A 15,962-nucleotide genomic window follows, 5' to 3' on the forward strand; every position below is an offset into this window, starting at 1 on the left:
GATACTAATTGCCCGTGAGGCTTGACCATATAACACCCAAACAATTTGCGTGTTGTACGGTGAAGACGTAACGAACCGAAAGTTCGTGTGAACCGCAAAGACCTGTCACATACCCGAATCTGGATGAGCGTGAGCGCAAGCCACGAGCGTCCGAAAGAATTGCTTGACGACCATAGAGCGTTGGAACCACCTGATCCCATCCCGAACTCAGCAGTGAAACGACGCATCGCCGATGGTAGTGTGGGGTTTCCCCATGTGAGAGTAGGTCATCGTCAAGCGCCTATCCCAAAGCCCCTGGTCAGCATCGCTGGCCGGGGGCTTTGCTTTTGCGCGCGGGAAAGTGGGCTGGGCAGCGTGGTCCTCTGAGCCAACCTAGGCCAGCCGTGCGCGTGGAGGCGACGGTGATCGCGGGCATGGCCCGCTCCTACGGGGTGCAATGCCCTGTGTGGCCGGGTAAGCGCTCCAGGGCTTCATTTCATCGATTATGACGGTTTGCGGAGCTGGCCCAGCTCGCGAGCAAGCTCGCTCCTACAGGAGCGGAGAGAGCCCTTCAGGGGCTCTGGCGCGCGTCTTTCGGCATTTTTCTACGTTGCCCTACCGCTCGTGCATTTGCCTGATGGCATTTCATCCAACTGTCACATTCGCGTCATAGAGTCTTCATGCGGCCTGACGATACTGGCCCCCGTTCCATCCAACCCCATTCTCCTCAAGGAGCAAGGCATGAAACTCAAGCGTTTGATGGCGGCCCTGACCTTTGTCGCCGCGGGCGTAGGCACCGCCAGTGCGGTCGCCGCAATTGATCCGGCCCTGCCGGAATACCAAAAAGCCAGCGGTGTGTCGGGCAACCTGTCGAGCGTTGGCTCCGATACCCTGGCCAACCTGATGACCATGTGGGCCGAAGAGTACAAGCGCCTGTACCCGAACGTGAACGTGCAGATCCAGGCCGCCGGTTCCTCCACCGCGCCGCCGGCTCTGACCGAAGGTACCGCCAACCTGGGCCCGATGAGCCGCAAGATGAAGGACGTCGAGCTGCAGGCCTTCGAACAGAAGTACGGCTACAAGCCGACCGCTGTTCCGGTCGCCGTGGACGCCCTGGCGATCTTCGTGCACAAGGACAACCCCATCAAAGGCCTGACCATGCAACAGGTCGACGCCATCTTCTCCTCCACCCGCCTGTGCGGCGGCAAGTCGGAAGTGAAGACCTGGGGTGACCTGGGCCTGACCGGTGACTGGGCCAACAAGCCCGTGCAGCTGTTCGGTCGTAACTCCGTCTCCGGCACCTACGGCTACTTCAAGGAAGAAGCCCTGTGCAAAGGCGACTACAAGCCGAACGTGAACGAGCAGCCGGGTTCGGCTTCCGTGGTTCAGTCGGTCAGCCAGTCCCTGAACGGCGTGGGCTACTCCGGCATTGGCTACAAGACCGCCAGCGTGAAGACCGTTGCCCTGGCCAAGAAGGAAGGCGGCGAGTTCATTGAAGACAATGAAACCAACGCCCTGAACGGCAGCTACCCGCTGTCGCGCTTCCTCTACGTCTACGTCAACAAGGCCCCGAACAAGCCGCTGAACCCGCTGGAAGCCCAGTTCCTGAAGATGGTGCTCTCCAAGACCGGCCAGCAGGTTGTCGTGAAAGACGGCTACATCCCGCTGCCGTCGAAAGTCGCCGAAAAAGCGATCAAGGACCTGGGTCTGTAATCAGCCCGCCAACCGGGCGGCCAGTGCCGCCCGGCATGGGCTGACGCCTTCCCGACCGGGCCCGCCAGCATGGCTCTGCTGGTGGGCTTTGTCGCGTCACCTCCATGTCATCTTTCTGTCACACAGAGCCGCTAGGGTGTCACTGCATGAACGACCTGGCCAACTCCCCGATGACTTCTTCTCTCCCCGAGCGGATCGATTTCAATACGCCTGCGCTGCAGCGCAAGCGCCGCATGCGTGCGCTCAAGGATCGACTCACCCGCTGGTACGTGCTGGTCGGCGGTCTCGCCGTCCTGGCTGCCATTACCCTGATCTTCTTCTACCTCGCCTATGTCGTGCTGCCGCTGTTCCGCGGCGCCACGCTGGAGGCCCGTGACCCGCTGGCTCCCGCCTGGCTGAAGACGGCGCAAGCGCCGCTGCTGCTGAGCATCGAAGAGCAGAACATGGTGGGCATGCGCGTCGCCGCGAATGGCGAGGTGGTCTTCTTCAGCGCCAAGACTGGCGAGGAAGTAAGCCGTGTCGCGCTCAAGCTGCCCGCCGGCAGCAGCGTGACTTCCATCGCCGAAGACCAGCCGGGGCACCCGACCGTGGCGCTGGGCCTGTCCAACGGCCAGGCGCTGGTGTTCAAGCACACCTATAAGGTCACCTACCCGGACAACCATAAAACCATCACTCCGCAGATCGACTACCCCTACGGCGAAGCGGCGATCAACCTGGATACCCAGGGCCGTCCGCTGGAGCACGTCGCGATCGTCTCGGGTGATGAAGGCCTGCTGCTCGCCGCTTCGACCGGCAGCCAGATGCTCCTGCTCAGCCTGACCAGTCAGGAAAACATGCTGACCGGCGAGACCACGCTGGAAGAGGAACGCATCGACCTGCCGCAGATCGCCGAGCCGGTGAAGGCGATCTACATGGACCCGCGCAAGCAGTGGCTCTATGTGATCAACGGCCGCGCCCAGGCTGACGTGTTCAACCTCGGCACCCACCAGCTCAACGGCCGCTACAAGCTGCTCGACGACGCCTCCGCCGAAGTGACCGCCAGCAGCCAGCTGCTGGGTGGCATCTCGCTGATGGTCGGCGACTCCAAGGGGGGCATCGGCCAGTGGTTCATGGCCCGTGGCGAAGACGGCGAACCGCGCCTGTCCCATGTGCGTGACTTCAAGCTGGGCGACCAGCCGGTGACCGAGATCGCTCCCGAGCAGCGCCGCAAAGGCTTCCTGGCGCTCGACAAGCAGGGCAACCTCGGCATCTTCCACAGCACCGCGCATCGCACCCTGCTTGTGGAAAACGTCGCTCCGTCGGCCGGCCTGATGGCCCTGTCGCCGCGCGCCAACCGACTGATCCTCGAACAGGGTGGCGAGCTGCGCCGCCTCAGCCTCAGCAACCCGCACCCGGAAGTGTCCTGGAGCGCGCTGTGGGGCAAGGTCTGGTACGAGAGCTATGACAAGCCGGGCTACGTCTGGCAGTCCACCGCCGCGACCACCGACTTCGAGCCCAAGCTGAGCCTGTCGCCGCTGACCTTCGGTACGTTGAAGGCCGCGTTCTACGCGATGATCCTCGCCGCACCGCTGGCCATCGCCGCCGCCGTCTACACCGCTTATTTCATGGCTCCGGGCATGCGCCGCAAGGTCAAGCCGGTGATCGAGCTGATGGAAGCGCTGCCGACCGTGATCCTGGGCTTCTTCGCCGGCCTGTTCCTCGCACCGTACGTCGAAGGTCACCTGCCGGGCATCTTCAGCCTGCTGCTGCTTACGCCGCTGGGCATCCTCGCCGCCGGCCTGATCTGGAGCCGCCTGCCCGAGCGCATCCGCCTGAGCCTGCCGGCCGGTTGGGAAGCGGCGATCCTGATTCCGGTCGTGCTCGCTACCGGCGCCTTCGCCCTGTGGATGAGCCCGCACCTGGAGACCATGTTCTTCGGCGGCGACATGCGTCTGTGGATCAGCCATGACCTGGGCATCACCTATGACCAGCGCAACGCCCTGGTAGTAGGTCTGGCCATGGGCTTCGCGGTGATCCCGAACATCTTCTCCATCGCCGAAGACGCCATCTTCAGCGTGCCCAAGAGCCTGACCTACGGCTCCCTGGCCCTGGGCGCCACGCCCTGGCAGACGCTGACCCGCGTAGTGATCCTGACCGCCAGCCCGGGCATCTTCTCCGCCCTGATGATCGGCCTCGGCCGTGCCGTGGGCGAGACCATGATCGTGCTGATGGCCACCGGCAACACCCCCGTCATGGACGTGAACATCTTCCAGGGCATGCGCACCCTCGCGGCGAACGTCGCGGTGGAAATGCCCGAGTCGGAGGTGGGCGGGACTCACTACCGTGTGCTGTTCCTTTCGGCACTGGTGCTGCTGTCCTTCACCTTCGTGATGAACACCCTGGCAGAGCTGATCCGTCAGCGCCTGCGCAAGAAATACGCGTCGCTCTAAGCGGCGCCCGACGAGGCTAGTTCCGTGAAACAGAAACAGGAATCCGTCAAAGCGTGGTTCGCCAGCGGTACTCCCTGGGTGTGGATGAACGCAGGGGCGGTATCCATCGCCGTGATCATGACCATCGGCCTGCTCGCCGTGATCGCCGTGCGCGGTCTCGGCCACTTCTGGCCGGCGGATGTAATCGAAGCGAGCTACAGCGTCCCCGGTGAAGCGCCCAAGACCCTGATCGGTGAGGAAGTGCAGGTCGAGCAGGTACCGCGCGAGCGTCTACGCGGTGCCGGCCTGCCGGTGCCGGACAACGGCCCGGAGTTCATGACCCGCGAGCTGCTCAAGCTGGGCAACCGCGACCTCTACGGCAGCGACTTCTCCTGGGTGATTGGCGAGTGGCTGGGCGACAAGCGTCATCCGGCCGAGCTGGTGACCCTGGAGCGCCGCGAGTGGGGCAACTTCTATGGCTACCTGCTGAACGTGAAGGAAAACGGCAAGGTGGTCGCCGAAGGTCCGGCTGCCATGGCCGAGCTGCAGACCCGCCTGAAGCGCGTCGACGAGCTCTACGCCAAGCTCTACCAGCTGGAGAAGAAGGACATCGGTGGCATCAACCACGGCCTCGAGCGCCTGCGCCTGAAAGAGCGCGGCCTGCAGCTCAACGGCAAGCTGGACGCCGCTGCCGAAGCCGACATCGCCGCCAGCCGCGCCGAGCTGAATGCCCAGTACCAGGTGCTGGAGGAGCAGCTCAATGCCCTGCACTCGGAGTTCAACCGCGACAGCATCGCCATGCGCGACGCCACCGGCAAGGAAACCGAGATCACCCTGGGCAAGCTGGTGCACGCCTACCAGCCCAACGCCATGGGTGTCGGCGCCAAGCTGAGCTTCTACTTCAAGAAACTGTGGGAATTCCTCAGCGACGACCCGCGTGAGGCCAACACCGAGGGCGGTATCTTCCCGGCGATCTTCGGCACCGTGATGATGACCCTGGTGATGGCGGTGATCGTCACCCCGTTCGGCGTGATCGCCGCAGTCTACCTGCGCGAGTACGCTCGCCAGGGGCTGCTGACCCGGATCATCCGCATCGCGGTGAACAACCTCGCGGGCGTTCCGGCGATCGTCTACGGCGTGTTCGGCCTGGGCTTCTTCGTCTACGTGCTGGGCGGCTCGATCGACCGGATGTTCTTCCCCGAAGCGCTGCCGGCACCGACCTTCGGCACGCCGGGCCTGTTCTGGGCCTCGCTGACCCTGGCGATCCTCGCGGTACCGGTGGTGATCGTGGCCACCGAGGAAGGCCTGGCGCGTATCCCGCGGGCCACCCGCGAAGGCTCCCTGGCCCTGGGCGCTACCAAGGCCGAGACCCTGTGGAAAGTGGTCCTGCCGATGGCCAGCCCGGCGATGATGACCGGCCTGATCCTCGCCGTGGCCCGTGCCGCTGGGGAAGTGGCGCCGCTGATGCTGGTGGGCGTGGTGAAGCTGGCCCCGGCGCTGCCGGTGGACGGCAACTACCCGTACGTGCACCTGGACCAGAAGATCATGCACTTGGGCTTCCACATCTATGACGTCGGCTTCCAGAGCCCGAACGTCGAAGCCGCGCGCCCGCTGGTGTACGCCACCGCGCTGCTGCTGGTGATGGTGATCGCCCTGCTGAACTTCTCGGCCATCGCCATCCGTAACCGCCTGCGCGAAAAGTACAAGGCGCTGGAAAACTGATTCTGCAGGCGGCGGGCAAGGCCCGCCGCCAAGCCTCCAAGGGAGACTGAAGATGCAACACGAAACCGCTACCCACGGCATCGACATCGGCGCGCTCGGCCGTGGTGATCGCCAGGGCATGAACCTGGCGAGCGAGACCGTCGCCCTCGAAGTGCCTGGCCTGAGCCTGTTCTACGGCGAGAAGCAGGCGCTGTTCGACGTCAGCATGAACATCCCCAAGCAGCGCGTGACCGCCTTCATCGGCCCGTCCGGTTGCGGCAAGTCCACCCTGCTGCGTTGCTTCAACCGCATGAACGACCTGGTCGACGGCTGCAACGTGAAGGGCGAGATCCTCCTCGACGGCCACAACATCTTCGCCAAGAACGTCGACGTCGCCGAACTGCGCCGCCGCGTCGGCATGGTGTTCCAGAAGCCCAACCCGTTCCCCAAGAGCATCTACGAGAACGTGGTGTACGGCCTGCGTATCCAGGGCATCAACAAGAAGCGCGTGCTCGACGAAGCCGTCGAGTGGGCGCTCAAGGGGGCCGCCCTGTGGGACGAAGTGAAGGACCGCCTGCACGAATCCGCCCTCGGCCTCTCCGGCGGTCAGCAGCAGCGCCTGGTCATCGCCCGCACCATCGCCGTGGAGCCGGAAGTCCTGCTGCTCGACGAACCCTGCTCGGCGCTGGACCCGATCTCCACCCTGAAGATCGAAGAGCTGATCTACGAGCTGAAATCCAAGTTCACCATCGTCATCGTCACCCACAACATGCAGCAGGCCGCGCGCGTTTCCGACTACACGGCGTTCATGTACATGGGCAAGCTGATTGAGTTCGGTGATACCGATACCCTGTTCACCAACCCGGCCAAGAAGCAGACAGAAGACTACATCACCGGTCGCTACGGTTGAGGCCATGAGAAATCTCCTCTGGCTTTGTCGGCGGAGCTTGCCGTACGGGATGTACTGTCGGCGCTCCGCCTTCGCGCCAGCGAAGATATCTCAAGGGCCTCAATGCTCCGGATGAGACCGGAAAAAGACTGAGTTCTGAACTTCGCACCTTTCAAGGGTTTGCACATGATCAACAAAGAAAGCCTCACCCACCACATCTCGCAGCAGTTCAACGCCGAGCTGGAAGATGTGCGCAGCCATCTGCTGGCCATGGGCGGCCTGGTGGAGAAGCAGGTCAACGACGCGGTCAACGCGCTGATCGATGCCGACTCGGGCCTCGCCCAGCAGGTGCGTGAGATCGACGACCAGATCAACCAGATGGAGCGCAACATCGACGAGGAGTGCCTGCGCATCCTCGCCCGCCGCCAGCCGGCCGCCTCCGACCTGCGTCTGATCATCAGCATCTCCAAGTCGGTGATCGACCTCGAGCGCATCGGCGACGAAGCCTCGAAGATCGCCCGCCGTGCCATCCAGCTGTGCGAGGAAGGCGAGTCGCCGCGCGGCTACGTCGAGGTGCGCCATATCGGCGGCCAGGTGCGCAAGATGGTGCAGGAGGCGCTGGATGCCTTCGCCCGTTTCGACGCCGACCTCGCGCTGTCGGTGGCGCAGTACGACAAGACCGTCGACCGCGAGTACAAGACCGCCCTGCGCGAGCTGGTCACCTACATGATGGAAGACCCGCGGGCCATCTCCCGCGTGCTCAACGTCATCTGGGCCCTGCGTTCGCTGGAGCGCATCGGCGACCACGCGCGCAACATCGCCGAACTGGTGATCTACCTGGTGCGCGGCACCGACGTTCGCCACCTGGGCCTGACCCGCATGAAGGAAGAAGTGCAGGGCACCGCCAATGGCAACAAGCCCGAATAGGGCCTGCGCCCGCTGCACCGACGAACCCGGCCGCGCGCCGGGTTCGTCATTTTATGGCCGGTCGGTTTCGTGCCAATGGCATCTCGCCACTCGACGGGGCTATTCTTCGCCCTATCGTTCGAAGGAGCTGCCGATGGGCAAGGTCAGTGTGCTGGTGGTGGATGACGCCCCGTTCATCCGGGATCTGGTGAAGAAGGGACTGCGGGACCATTTCCCCGGCCTGCAGATCGAGGAGGCGGTGAACGGCCGAAAGGCGCAGCAGTTCCTCGCGCGCCAGGGCGTGGACCTGATCCTCTGCGACTGGGAGATGCCCGAGCTGTCGGGTATCGAGCTGCTCACCTGGTGCCGCGAGCAGGACAACCTGAAGACCACGCCCTTCATCATGGTCACCAGCCGTGGCGACAAGGACAACGTGGTGCAGGCCATCCAGGCCGGGGTCTCCGACTTCATCGGCAAGCCCTTCTCCAACGACCAGTTGGTGAGCAAGGTGAAGAAGGCGCTGTCCCGCGCCGGCAAGCTCGAAGCGCTGGCGGCCCAGGCGCCGCAGCGCAGCCTGGTCGGCTCCATGCCCAATGACTCGCTCAGCGCACTCACCGGTGGCAAGGCCGACGTGGTGCGCCCGGCTCCCGCGCCGACGCCGCGTCCTGCCGCCGCTGCTGCTCCGGCTGCCGCTGCGCCCGCCGCGCGCGCCGCCACCAAGGGCCAGCAGGGACAGTTGCGCCTGCCGGCCGCGAGTCTGCCCTGTGTGATCAAGGCGCTGAGCCTGAAGGAAGCGCTGCTGGTGGTGAAGCGCGGCTCGCCGCTGCCACAGGTGCTGGAAAGCGCCGTGCTGGACCTGGAAGAGGACAGCGACGTGGCCCGCCTCAATGGCTACCTGCACGCCGTGGCAGCGCTGGAGCCCAAGCCCGACAGCGAATGGCTGCAACTCACCTTCCGCTTCGTCGACCGCGATCCGCAGAAGCTCGACTACCTGTCGCGCCTGATCGCCCGTGGCAGTTCCCAGAAGCACTACGTGCCCGGCGCCTGACCCTGCGCCGACCGGTGGGCGGCACTGTTTCACACGCCGACGGTCGGCCGGTCGCTCCGTAGCGGCCGCGCTGCTAGTCTTGCCGTTGTCGCCATACCTTAACCAGAGTCGACATGCTAGGGCGCAGTATCCTCCTGTGCGGTCTGCTGGCCGCATCAGGGACGGCTTCGGCCGTGACCATCTACAAGTACACCGACGCTAACGGCGTGGTCACCTACACGGACAAGGCCGTGCCGGGTGCGGCGGTGTTCGTCTTCCGCGATCGCATGGTCGAGCACCTGGAACAACAGGTGAAGCTCGAGACCAGGAAGCACGCCGGCGGCGAGACGCTGCAGGTGCGCAACGACCTGTACGCGCCGGTGGAGGTGGAGCTGAGCGTGACCGCTGCGCAGAACGCCGTGGGCGCCCCCGAACGGCCGATCCGCTGGGTATTGCCGCCGCGCAGCGCCATCCGCCTGGCGACGCTCACCCCCCGCGAGCCCGGCAAGCCCATGTCGTACAAACCCAAGCTGCGCTATGCCCTGGGCGACCCGCGCCTGCAGCCGCTGGCCTACCAGTACGCCCTCCCGTGGGTGGGCGGCCCGTTCCGCCTGACCCAGGGTGCCAATGGCCGCTACAGCCACTTTACGCCCAAGGGCCGCTACGCCATGGATATCGCCATGCCGGTGGGTACGCCCATCGTCGCGGCCCGTGGCGGCATGGTGGTGAAGATCGAGAATGGCCAGGACGGGCGCGGCAAGAATCCGTCCGGCAACTTCGTGCGCATCCTGCATGACGACGGCACCATGGGGGTTTACCTGCACCTGATGCGCGGCTCGGTGCTGGTACACGAAGGGCAGCGCGTCGCCACCGGCACCTCCCTGGCGCGTTCGGGCAACACCGGCAACAGCAGCGGCCCACACCTGCACTTCGTGGTGCAGCGCAACGTCGGCCTGGACCTGGTATCGATTCCCTACGACTTCGCCCAGCCGGTGGATACGTTGCCCAACTTCGCGGTGGTCAGGGAGCATTGATTCCATCCGCTTCGCCGTGACGTACAACGCTGGTCTGTAGGAGCGCGCCATGCGCGCGATCGCGGGCATGGCCCGCTCCTACAATTGAACAACGGCGTCAGCCCCCAGCACTACACAATAAAAAAGGCTGCCCTCGGGCAGCCTTTTTCGTGAGCGGACGATCAGTCCAGCTTCACCACCTTGGCGAGGACGATCTTCGGGCCCTTCATCTTCTTCACGATGATGCGCAGGCCTTCGGTATCCAGCACTTCCTCTTCTTCCGGCACCCGTTTCAAGGTGTCGTAGACCAGGCCGGCGAGGGTGTCGGCCTCGACGTGGTCGAGGTCCAGGCCCAGCAGGCGCTCCAGCTTGAACAGCGGGGTGTCGCCACGCACCAGCAGCTTGCCGGGCTGGTAGGCGACGATGCCGCGCTCGGCCTTGCGGTGTTCGTCCTGGATATCGCCCACCAGTACTTCCAGCACGTCTTCCATGGTCAGGTAGCCGATCACCTTGTGGTCGGCTTCCTCCACCAGGGCGAAGTGCGAGCCGCCCTGGCGGAACTGCTCCAGCAGGCGCGCCAGCGGCATGTGCTTGGTGACCATTTCCAGCGGGTGAGTCAGCTCGTCGAGGTCGAAGGACTCCGGCAGGCTCTCCAGCGTGGTCAGGGCCAGCAGCAGGTCCTTGATGTGCAGCAGGCCGATGAACTCGCCCTTGCCGCTGTCGTACACCGGGTAGCGGCTGTACTTGTGGCGGCGGATAGTGGCGAGGATGTCGTCCAGCGGCGCGTTGCGCTCCAGGTAGACCAGGTCCTCGCGGGAGTTGGCCCAGTCCACCACTTCCAGTTCGCCCAGTTCCACCGCCGAGGCCAGTACGCGCATGCCCTGGTCGCTGGGGTCGTGGGCGCGGCTGGAGTGCAGGATCAGCTTCAGCTCGTCGCGGCTGTAATGGTGTTCGTGGTGCGGCCCCGGCTCACCCTGGCCGGCGATCTTCAGGATGGTGTTGGCGCTGGCGTTGAGCAGCCAGATCGCCGGGTACATCAGCCAGTAGAACAGGTACAGCGGCACCGCCGTCCACAGCGACAGCAGTTCGGGTTTGCGGATCGCCCAGGACTTGGGCGCGAGCTCGCCGACCACGATGTGCAGGTAGGAAATGATGAAGAACGCGGTGAAGAACGACACGCCGCGGATCACTTCTTCGGAATGCACGCCGACCATGGCCAGCAGCGGTTCGAGCAGTTCGGCGAAGGCCGGCTCGCCGACCCAGCCCAGGCCCAGGGAGGCCAGGGTGATGCCGAGCTGGCAGGCGGAGAGGTAGGCGTCGAGCTGGTTGTGCACCTTGCGCAGGATGGTGCCGCGCCAGCCGTGCTGCTTGGCGATGGTCTCCACGCGGGTGGAGCGCAGCTTGACCATGGCGAACTCGGCGGCCACGAAGAAACCGTTGAGCACGACGAGGAAGAGAGCGAAGAGAATCAGGCCGAAATCGGCGAAGTAGGTCAGGAAGTTGCTACTAGGGGAAGGGTCCATGGTTCTGTTGGATAAGGAATGGACGGACAAGAATGCGGTTCACGGACGCCACTGGCAAGCCCGCTGATTGCAAACTCATGTGTACGAGCGCCGTCAGGTGCGGTGCTCGACCTGTTGCGGCGGGAAGTGGCAGGTGAAGCTGCTGCCCTTGCCCGGCACGCTGCTGATGTCCAGGGTGCCGCGATGGCGCAGCAGCACGTGCTTGACGATGGCCAGCCCCAGGCCGGTGCCGCCGGTACTGGCGTTGCGGCTGGAGTCGACGCGATAGAAGCGTTCGGTGAGGCGCGGCAGGTGCTTGGGATCGATGCCGATGCCGCTGTCCTGCACCGCCAGGTGCGCGCCCTGCTCGTCGGCCCACCAGCGAATGCGGATCTCGCCTTCGTCGGGGGTGTATTTCACGGCGTTGAACACCAGGTTGGAGAAGGCGCTGCGAATCTCGGCCTCGCTGCCCTTGAGCTTGACCCTGGCGTCCGCCTCCAGGCTGATACGGTGATTGCGCGAGCCGGATAGGGCCTGGGCATCGTTGCGGATCGACAGCAACAGCAGGTCGATCGCCACCGGTTTGTTGTCGCCCGGATAGTCCGTGGCTTCCAGCTTGGCCAGCAGCAGCAGGTCGTTGAGCAGGTTCTGCATGCGCCCGGCCTGCTGCTGCATCTGCTGCAGTGCGCGGGTCCAGCGTGGATTGACGTCCTCGACGTTGTCCAGCAGCGTCTCCAGGTAGCCGGCGATCACCGTCAGCGGGGTGCGCAGCTCGTGGGAGACGTTGGCGACGAAGTCCTTGCGCATCTGTTCCAGCTGATGGACGCGGGTCACGTCGCGCACCAGCATCAGGTGCTCGCCGGCACCGTAGAGGGTGATGTGGAACTGCAGGCGCAGGTTGTCGTTGATCGGCGACGTCAGCTCCAGCGGTTCGCGGTAGTCCTCGTGGGCGAAGTACTCCTTGAAGCGCGGGTGGCGAACCAGGTTGGTCACCGGCTGGCCGCCGTCCTGCGGGCTTTTCAGGCCCAGCAGGCGTTCGGCGGACTGGTTCCACCACTCCAGGTTGCCGTCGCGGTCGAGCAGGATCATGCCGTCGCGCAGGGCGGCGGTGGATTCCTGCATGCGGTCGATCACCGCCTGCAGGCGGCCGCGGGCCTTCTGATTGCGTCGCTGCAGGTGATAGATGCTGTCGAACACCTCACCCCACAGGCCGTAGCCGTCGGGCGGGGCTTCGTCGCTCTCGTGGGTCTTCAGCCACTGGTACAGACGCAGCAGCTGCCAGAGCGTCCAGCCGAGGTAGGCGGCCAGGGCAGCCGCGAGGGCCCAGCCCCACTGCCCGGAGATCAGTCCGACCAGCAATCCGCCGGCGACGACTAACAGCAGGTGGCGAATCAGCACGCCACGCCAGTTCTGGGTCACGACATTCCGTTCCTTGTACCCGCTGGGCTAGAGCAGCCCGATCAACTCTTGGTCGAGAAACGATAGCCGGTGCCGCGCACGGTCTGAACTAGATTTTCGTAGACCTCGCCGAGGGCCTTGCGCAGGCGGCGGATGTGCACGTCGACGGTGCGTTCTTCCACGTAGACGTTGCCGCCCCAGACCTGGTCCAGCAGCTGGCCACGGGTATAGGCGCGCTCCTGATGGGTCATGAAGAACTGCAGCAGGCGGTATTCGGTCGGGCCCATCTCGGCCGGCTTGCCGTCGATGGTCACGCGGTGGCTGATTGGGTCGAGCATCAGGCCGCCGACCTCGATCGGCGTCTCGCTGTCGCCGGCGCCGGTGCGGCGCAGCACGGCCTTCAGGCGGGCCACCAGTTCGCGCGGCGAGAACGGCTTGGTGATGTAGTCGTCGGCGCCGACTTCCAGGCCCTGGATCTTGTTGTCCTCTTCACCCTTGGCGGTGAGCATGATGATCGGGATGGCCGAGGTCAGCTCGTCGCGCTTCAAGCGGCGGGCCAGTTCGATGCCGGAGGTGCCCGGCAGCATCCAGTCGAGCAGGATCAGGTCCGGCTTGCGGTCGACGATCACCGCGTGGGCCTGCTGGGCGCTGTCGGCCTCAAGGCATTCGTAGCCGGCCATCTCCAGGGCCACGGCGATCATTTCCCGGATCGGAGCTTCGTCATCGACGATGAGGATTGTCTTGCCAACCATGCTGGTGCCTCAGGAATTTTCGTATTGCGCCGCATTAGATAACGGAAATATTTCAGGGATGTGACATGGGGATGTTAGCGGAGCCCTGCCGTAGAGCGCTCGTCTATGCTGAATCAGCCACCGTGCATTTCACGTGCGGTTGGCGATGCGGCTGGCGCTGGCACGCCGGCAGGCTGCAATGACGGCTGCGAGTGCATAGTCGGCTTGGCCTTGCAGGAACACCCGCGCCGTTCCACCTCACCAGAGGAGACACGCGATGAAGAGGTTTCTACCGGCCCTGGCCATTGGGCTGGCGCTCCCGGCGATGACCGCGCTGGCGGCCGAACCGGCGATGGAGAAGAACGGCATGCTGGTCGATGCCAAGGGCATGACGCTGTACACCTTCGACAAGGACAGCGGCGGCAAGTCGATGTGCAACGGCGGCTGTGCGCAGAACTGGCCGCCACTGATGGCCGCGGCGGGTGCCAAGGCCATGGAGGACTGGACGCTGGTCAAGCGTGACGACGGCAGCATGCAATGGGCCTACTACGGCAAGCCGCTGTATACCTTCGTGCAGGACCAGAAACCGGGTGACATGACCGGAGACGGCAAGATGGGCGCCTGGCACGTGGCCAAGCCGCAGTAGCTCCGTGCTTGCAGGTAGAAGGCTCTTGTAGGAGCGAGCTTGCTCGCGAACCCTCGCCCCGTTGCGGAGGCATTCGCGAGCAAGCTCGCTCCTGCAGACTCAGCGCAACGCGTAATCCAGCACCGTGCCGAGGAAGATCGCCAGCCCCGCCCAGTGGTTGTGCAGGAAGGCCTTGAAGCACTTCATCGGCTCGCGATCGCGGGTGGAATGGAACTGCCAGGCGAAGCAGCCTGCCGCAACGGCCAGGCCCAGGTAGTAGTACAGATGCATGTCCAGCTTGTTGCCGGCGAGGATCAGCAGCAGGAGCATCAGGCCCTGCAGGGTCAGGTTGATCGCCCGGTCGGCGTCGCCGAAGAGGATCGCCGTGGACTTCATGCCCATCTTCAGGTCGTCCTCGCGATCGGTCATCGCGTAGTAGGTGTCGTAGGCGACCGTCCACAGCACATTGGCGAAGAACAGCAGCCAGGCCGCCGCCGGCAGGGTTTCGCTCGCCGCGGTGAAGGCCATCGGGATGCCCCAGGAGAAGGCCGCGCCCAGCACCACCTGCGGGTAGTAGGTGTAGCGCTTCATGAAGGGGTAGAGCGCCGCGATGGCCGCGCCGCCGAAGGACAGCCAGATGGTCTGCGCGTTGGTGCACAGCACCAGCAGGAAGCTCAGCCCCAGCAGCACGAAGAAGGTGATCCAAGCCTCGCGCACGGTGATCTTGCCGGTGGCCAGCGGACGCGCTTTGGTGCGCTCGACATGGCCGTCCAGCTTGCGGTCGGCGAAGTCGTTGATCACGCAGCCGGCGGCGCGCATGAGCACGGTGCCGACGACGAAGATCACCAGGTTCTTCAGGCTCGGCACGCCGCCGCTGGCCATCCACAGCGCCCACAGGGTGGGCCATAGCAGCAGGTAGATGCCGATCGGCTTGTCCATGCGCGTCAACTGGAGGAAGTCCCAGGCGCGGGGGTGCAGACGGGCAAGGGGTTTGATCAGGGCGACGAACATGGCGGCCTCCGGAAACGATCCGGGGATTATACGGACAGTTCTTCCAGCCGGTGCCAGAGCGTGGGCAGGAATACTTCGGCGACCAGTACGCCGAGGCCGTCGCGGCTGAACAGCGAGCGACGTCCCCAGGGGCGCTCGACGCGCACGTCGGCGGGCAGGCAGGCGGCCGGGTAGCGGCACACTTCGATGGGGCCGCGCTGGAAGGCGCGGTCGCTGAACAGCAACTCGCCCAGGGAACGGCTGCCGAGCAGGCGCAGGTCGAAGCCGGAACCTTCCAGCGCATGGCGCGCGGCGACGCTGCGGGCGAACACCCAGGGCTGGCCGTGGCCCTTCAGGTACACCTCGCGGACCCAGCCCAGGCTGCCATCGGGGACGCCCAGGGCGGCGCACTCGTCGGTGCGCATCCGGTGCCAGCCCTCGGCCAGCGGCTGTACGGCGAACCCCCCGTCGGACAGGGCGGTCAGCCGGCGCGTCAGCGAGCCCTCGTCGAACAGCCAGTCCAGGATCAGGGCGGAAGGCGCGGGATGCAACTGGGCGGCGGTGAGCCAGCGGGGCGGGTGGGTCAGGGCTGCGTCGGGCACGGTGATGACTGCGGATGGCCAGGGACGCGGCAGCTTAACATGGCGGCTTTGCGCGGCCGATTGCGTTCTCCGCAAGACAGCGTTACGCCATACCCCACCAAAGGTTTGGCCGGTCGGTCGGTACTTGCGCGCCGATCTCATCGCCAGTACAAAGCGGGGCATTGGATGCACTGACGTCCAAGCGACAAGAACACGAGGGTGATAGCCGATGAAGAAGTGGCAGTGTGTGGTGTGTGGCCTGATCTATGACGAAACCAAGGGCTGGCCGGAAGAAGGCATCGCTGCCGGAACCCGCTGGGAAGACGTGCCGGAAGACTGGCTGTGCCCGGACTGCGGCGTCGGCAAGCTGGATTTCGAGATGATCGAAATCGGTTGATCCCGCCCGGTTCACCCGCGACGGCGGCCTTCGGGCCGCCGTCGGCGTTTGTGGCCCGGCAAGGCCGTGTTTGACGGCGTAGACTGGAAAACGCCGGGGTTG

The 15,962-nt window shown here is 64.9% G+C and carries 14 protein-coding genes and 1 rRNA gene; 10 read left to right on the forward strand and 5 right to left on the reverse strand.

All coding sequences use genetic code 11. The features are described from left to right. The first annotated feature begins 162 nt into the window (after positions 1-162). The 8 genes from rrf to ACQ5BL_RS12040 all read left to right on the forward strand — a co-directional run bounded on the left by rrf (position 163) and on the right by ACQ5BL_RS12040 (position 9,657). Positions 163-278, forward strand: a 5S ribosomal RNA gene (rrf, locus tag ACQ5BL_RS12005). A 442-nt stretch (positions 279-720) separates the two neighbouring features. Then, positions 721-1,692, forward strand: a complete 972-nt coding sequence (pstS, locus tag ACQ5BL_RS12010; RefSeq protein WP_243803870.1) for a phosphate ABC transporter substrate-binding protein PstS — start codon at positions 721-723, stop codon at positions 1,690-1,692. A gap of 395 nt (positions 1,693-2,087) precedes the next feature. Continuing rightward, the gene (locus ACQ5BL_RS12015; RefSeq protein ID WP_243804655.1) at positions 2,088-4,121 is read left to right on the forward strand and encodes an ABC transporter permease subunit; all 2,034 of its coding nucleotides are present in this window, start codon (positions 2,088-2,090) and stop codon (positions 4,119-4,121) included. Between the two features lie 24 nt (positions 4,122-4,145). Next, the gene (gene pstA, locus ACQ5BL_RS12020; protein WP_243803872.1) at positions 4,146-5,822 is read left to right on the forward strand and encodes a phosphate ABC transporter permease PstA; all 1,677 of its coding nucleotides are present in this window, start codon (positions 4,146-4,148) and stop codon (positions 5,820-5,822) included. 52 nt (positions 5,823-5,874) lie between these two features. After that, positions 5,875-6,711, forward strand: a complete 837-nt coding sequence (gene pstB, locus ACQ5BL_RS12025) for a phosphate ABC transporter ATP-binding protein PstB (protein ID WP_207886792.1) — start codon at positions 5,875-5,877, stop codon at positions 6,709-6,711. A gap of 165 nt (positions 6,712-6,876) precedes the next feature. Further along, positions 6,877-7,617: a phosphate signaling complex protein PhoU gene (phoU, locus tag ACQ5BL_RS12030; protein WP_207886791.1), complete on the forward strand. Its 741-nt coding sequence runs from the start codon at positions 6,877-6,879 to the stop codon at positions 7,615-7,617. A gap of 133 nt (positions 7,618-7,750) precedes the next feature. Further along, positions 7,751-8,644, forward strand: a complete 894-nt coding sequence (locus ACQ5BL_RS12035) for a response regulator (RefSeq protein WP_243803874.1) — start codon at positions 7,751-7,753, stop codon at positions 8,642-8,644. 113 nt (positions 8,645-8,757) lie between these two features. Next, positions 8,758-9,657 carry a peptidoglycan DD-metalloendopeptidase family protein gene (locus tag ACQ5BL_RS12040; RefSeq protein WP_207886789.1) on the forward strand — a complete coding sequence of 300 codons (900 nt, stop codon included), beginning with the start codon at positions 8,758-8,760 and terminating at the stop codon, positions 9,655-9,657. A 161-nt stretch (positions 9,658-9,818) separates the two neighbouring features. Here ACQ5BL_RS12040 and ACQ5BL_RS12045 read toward each other — a convergent pair whose 3' ends face one another. The 3 genes from ACQ5BL_RS12045 to phoB all read right to left on the reverse strand — a co-directional run bounded on the left by ACQ5BL_RS12045 (position 9,819) and on the right by phoB (position 13,288). Next, entirely contained in the window at positions 9,819-11,159 is a 1,341-nt protein-coding gene (locus ACQ5BL_RS12045; protein WP_207886788.1) for a hemolysin family protein, read from the reverse strand. A gap of 93 nt (positions 11,160-11,252) precedes the next feature. Beyond that, entirely contained in the window at positions 11,253-12,557 is a 1,305-nt protein-coding gene (phoR, locus tag ACQ5BL_RS12050) for a phosphate regulon sensor histidine kinase PhoR (RefSeq protein ID WP_243803876.1), read from the reverse strand. 41 nt (positions 12,558-12,598) lie between these two features. Further along, positions 12,599-13,288, reverse strand: a complete 690-nt coding sequence (gene phoB / locus ACQ5BL_RS12055; protein ID WP_138217117.1) for a phosphate regulon transcriptional regulator PhoB — start codon at positions 13,286-13,288, stop codon at positions 12,599-12,601. A 256-nt stretch (positions 13,289-13,544) separates the two neighbouring features. Here phoB and ACQ5BL_RS12060 point away from each other — a divergent pair, with 256 nt between their 5' ends. Continuing rightward, positions 13,545-13,913 (forward strand): COG4315 family predicted lipoprotein, encoded by a 369-nt coding sequence (locus ACQ5BL_RS12060; RefSeq protein WP_207886785.1) that lies wholly within the window; start codon positions 13,545-13,547, stop codon positions 13,911-13,913. Between the two features lie 99 nt (positions 13,914-14,012). On the opposite strand, the gene ubiA is transcribed toward ACQ5BL_RS12060, so the two are convergent. Both ubiA and ACQ5BL_RS12070 read right to left on the reverse strand, forming a co-directional pair. Next, on the reverse strand, positions 14,013-14,903 hold the full coding sequence (ubiA, locus tag ACQ5BL_RS12065) for a 4-hydroxybenzoate octaprenyltransferase (protein WP_243803878.1): 891 nt from the start codon (positions 14,901-14,903) through the stop codon (positions 14,013-14,015). Positions 14,904-14,929: 26 nt separating this feature from the next. Continuing rightward, complete coding sequence (locus ACQ5BL_RS12070) at positions 14,930-15,469, reverse strand: chorismate lyase (protein WP_279577154.1); 540 nt, start codon at positions 15,467-15,469, stop codon at positions 14,930-14,932. A gap of 223 nt (positions 15,470-15,692) precedes the next feature. Here ACQ5BL_RS12070 and ACQ5BL_RS12075 point away from each other — a divergent pair, with 223 nt between their 5' ends. Beyond that, on the forward strand, positions 15,693-15,860 hold the full coding sequence (locus ACQ5BL_RS12075; protein ID WP_015479573.1) for a rubredoxin: 168 nt from the start codon (positions 15,693-15,695) through the stop codon (positions 15,858-15,860). The last annotated feature ends 102 nt before the right edge of the window (positions 15,861-15,962 follow it).

This window comes from Pseudomonas sp. B1-22, from assembly GCF_050474425.1.
Taxonomy (GTDB): domain Bacteria; phylum Pseudomonadota; class Gammaproteobacteria; order Pseudomonadales; family Pseudomonadaceae; genus Pseudomonas.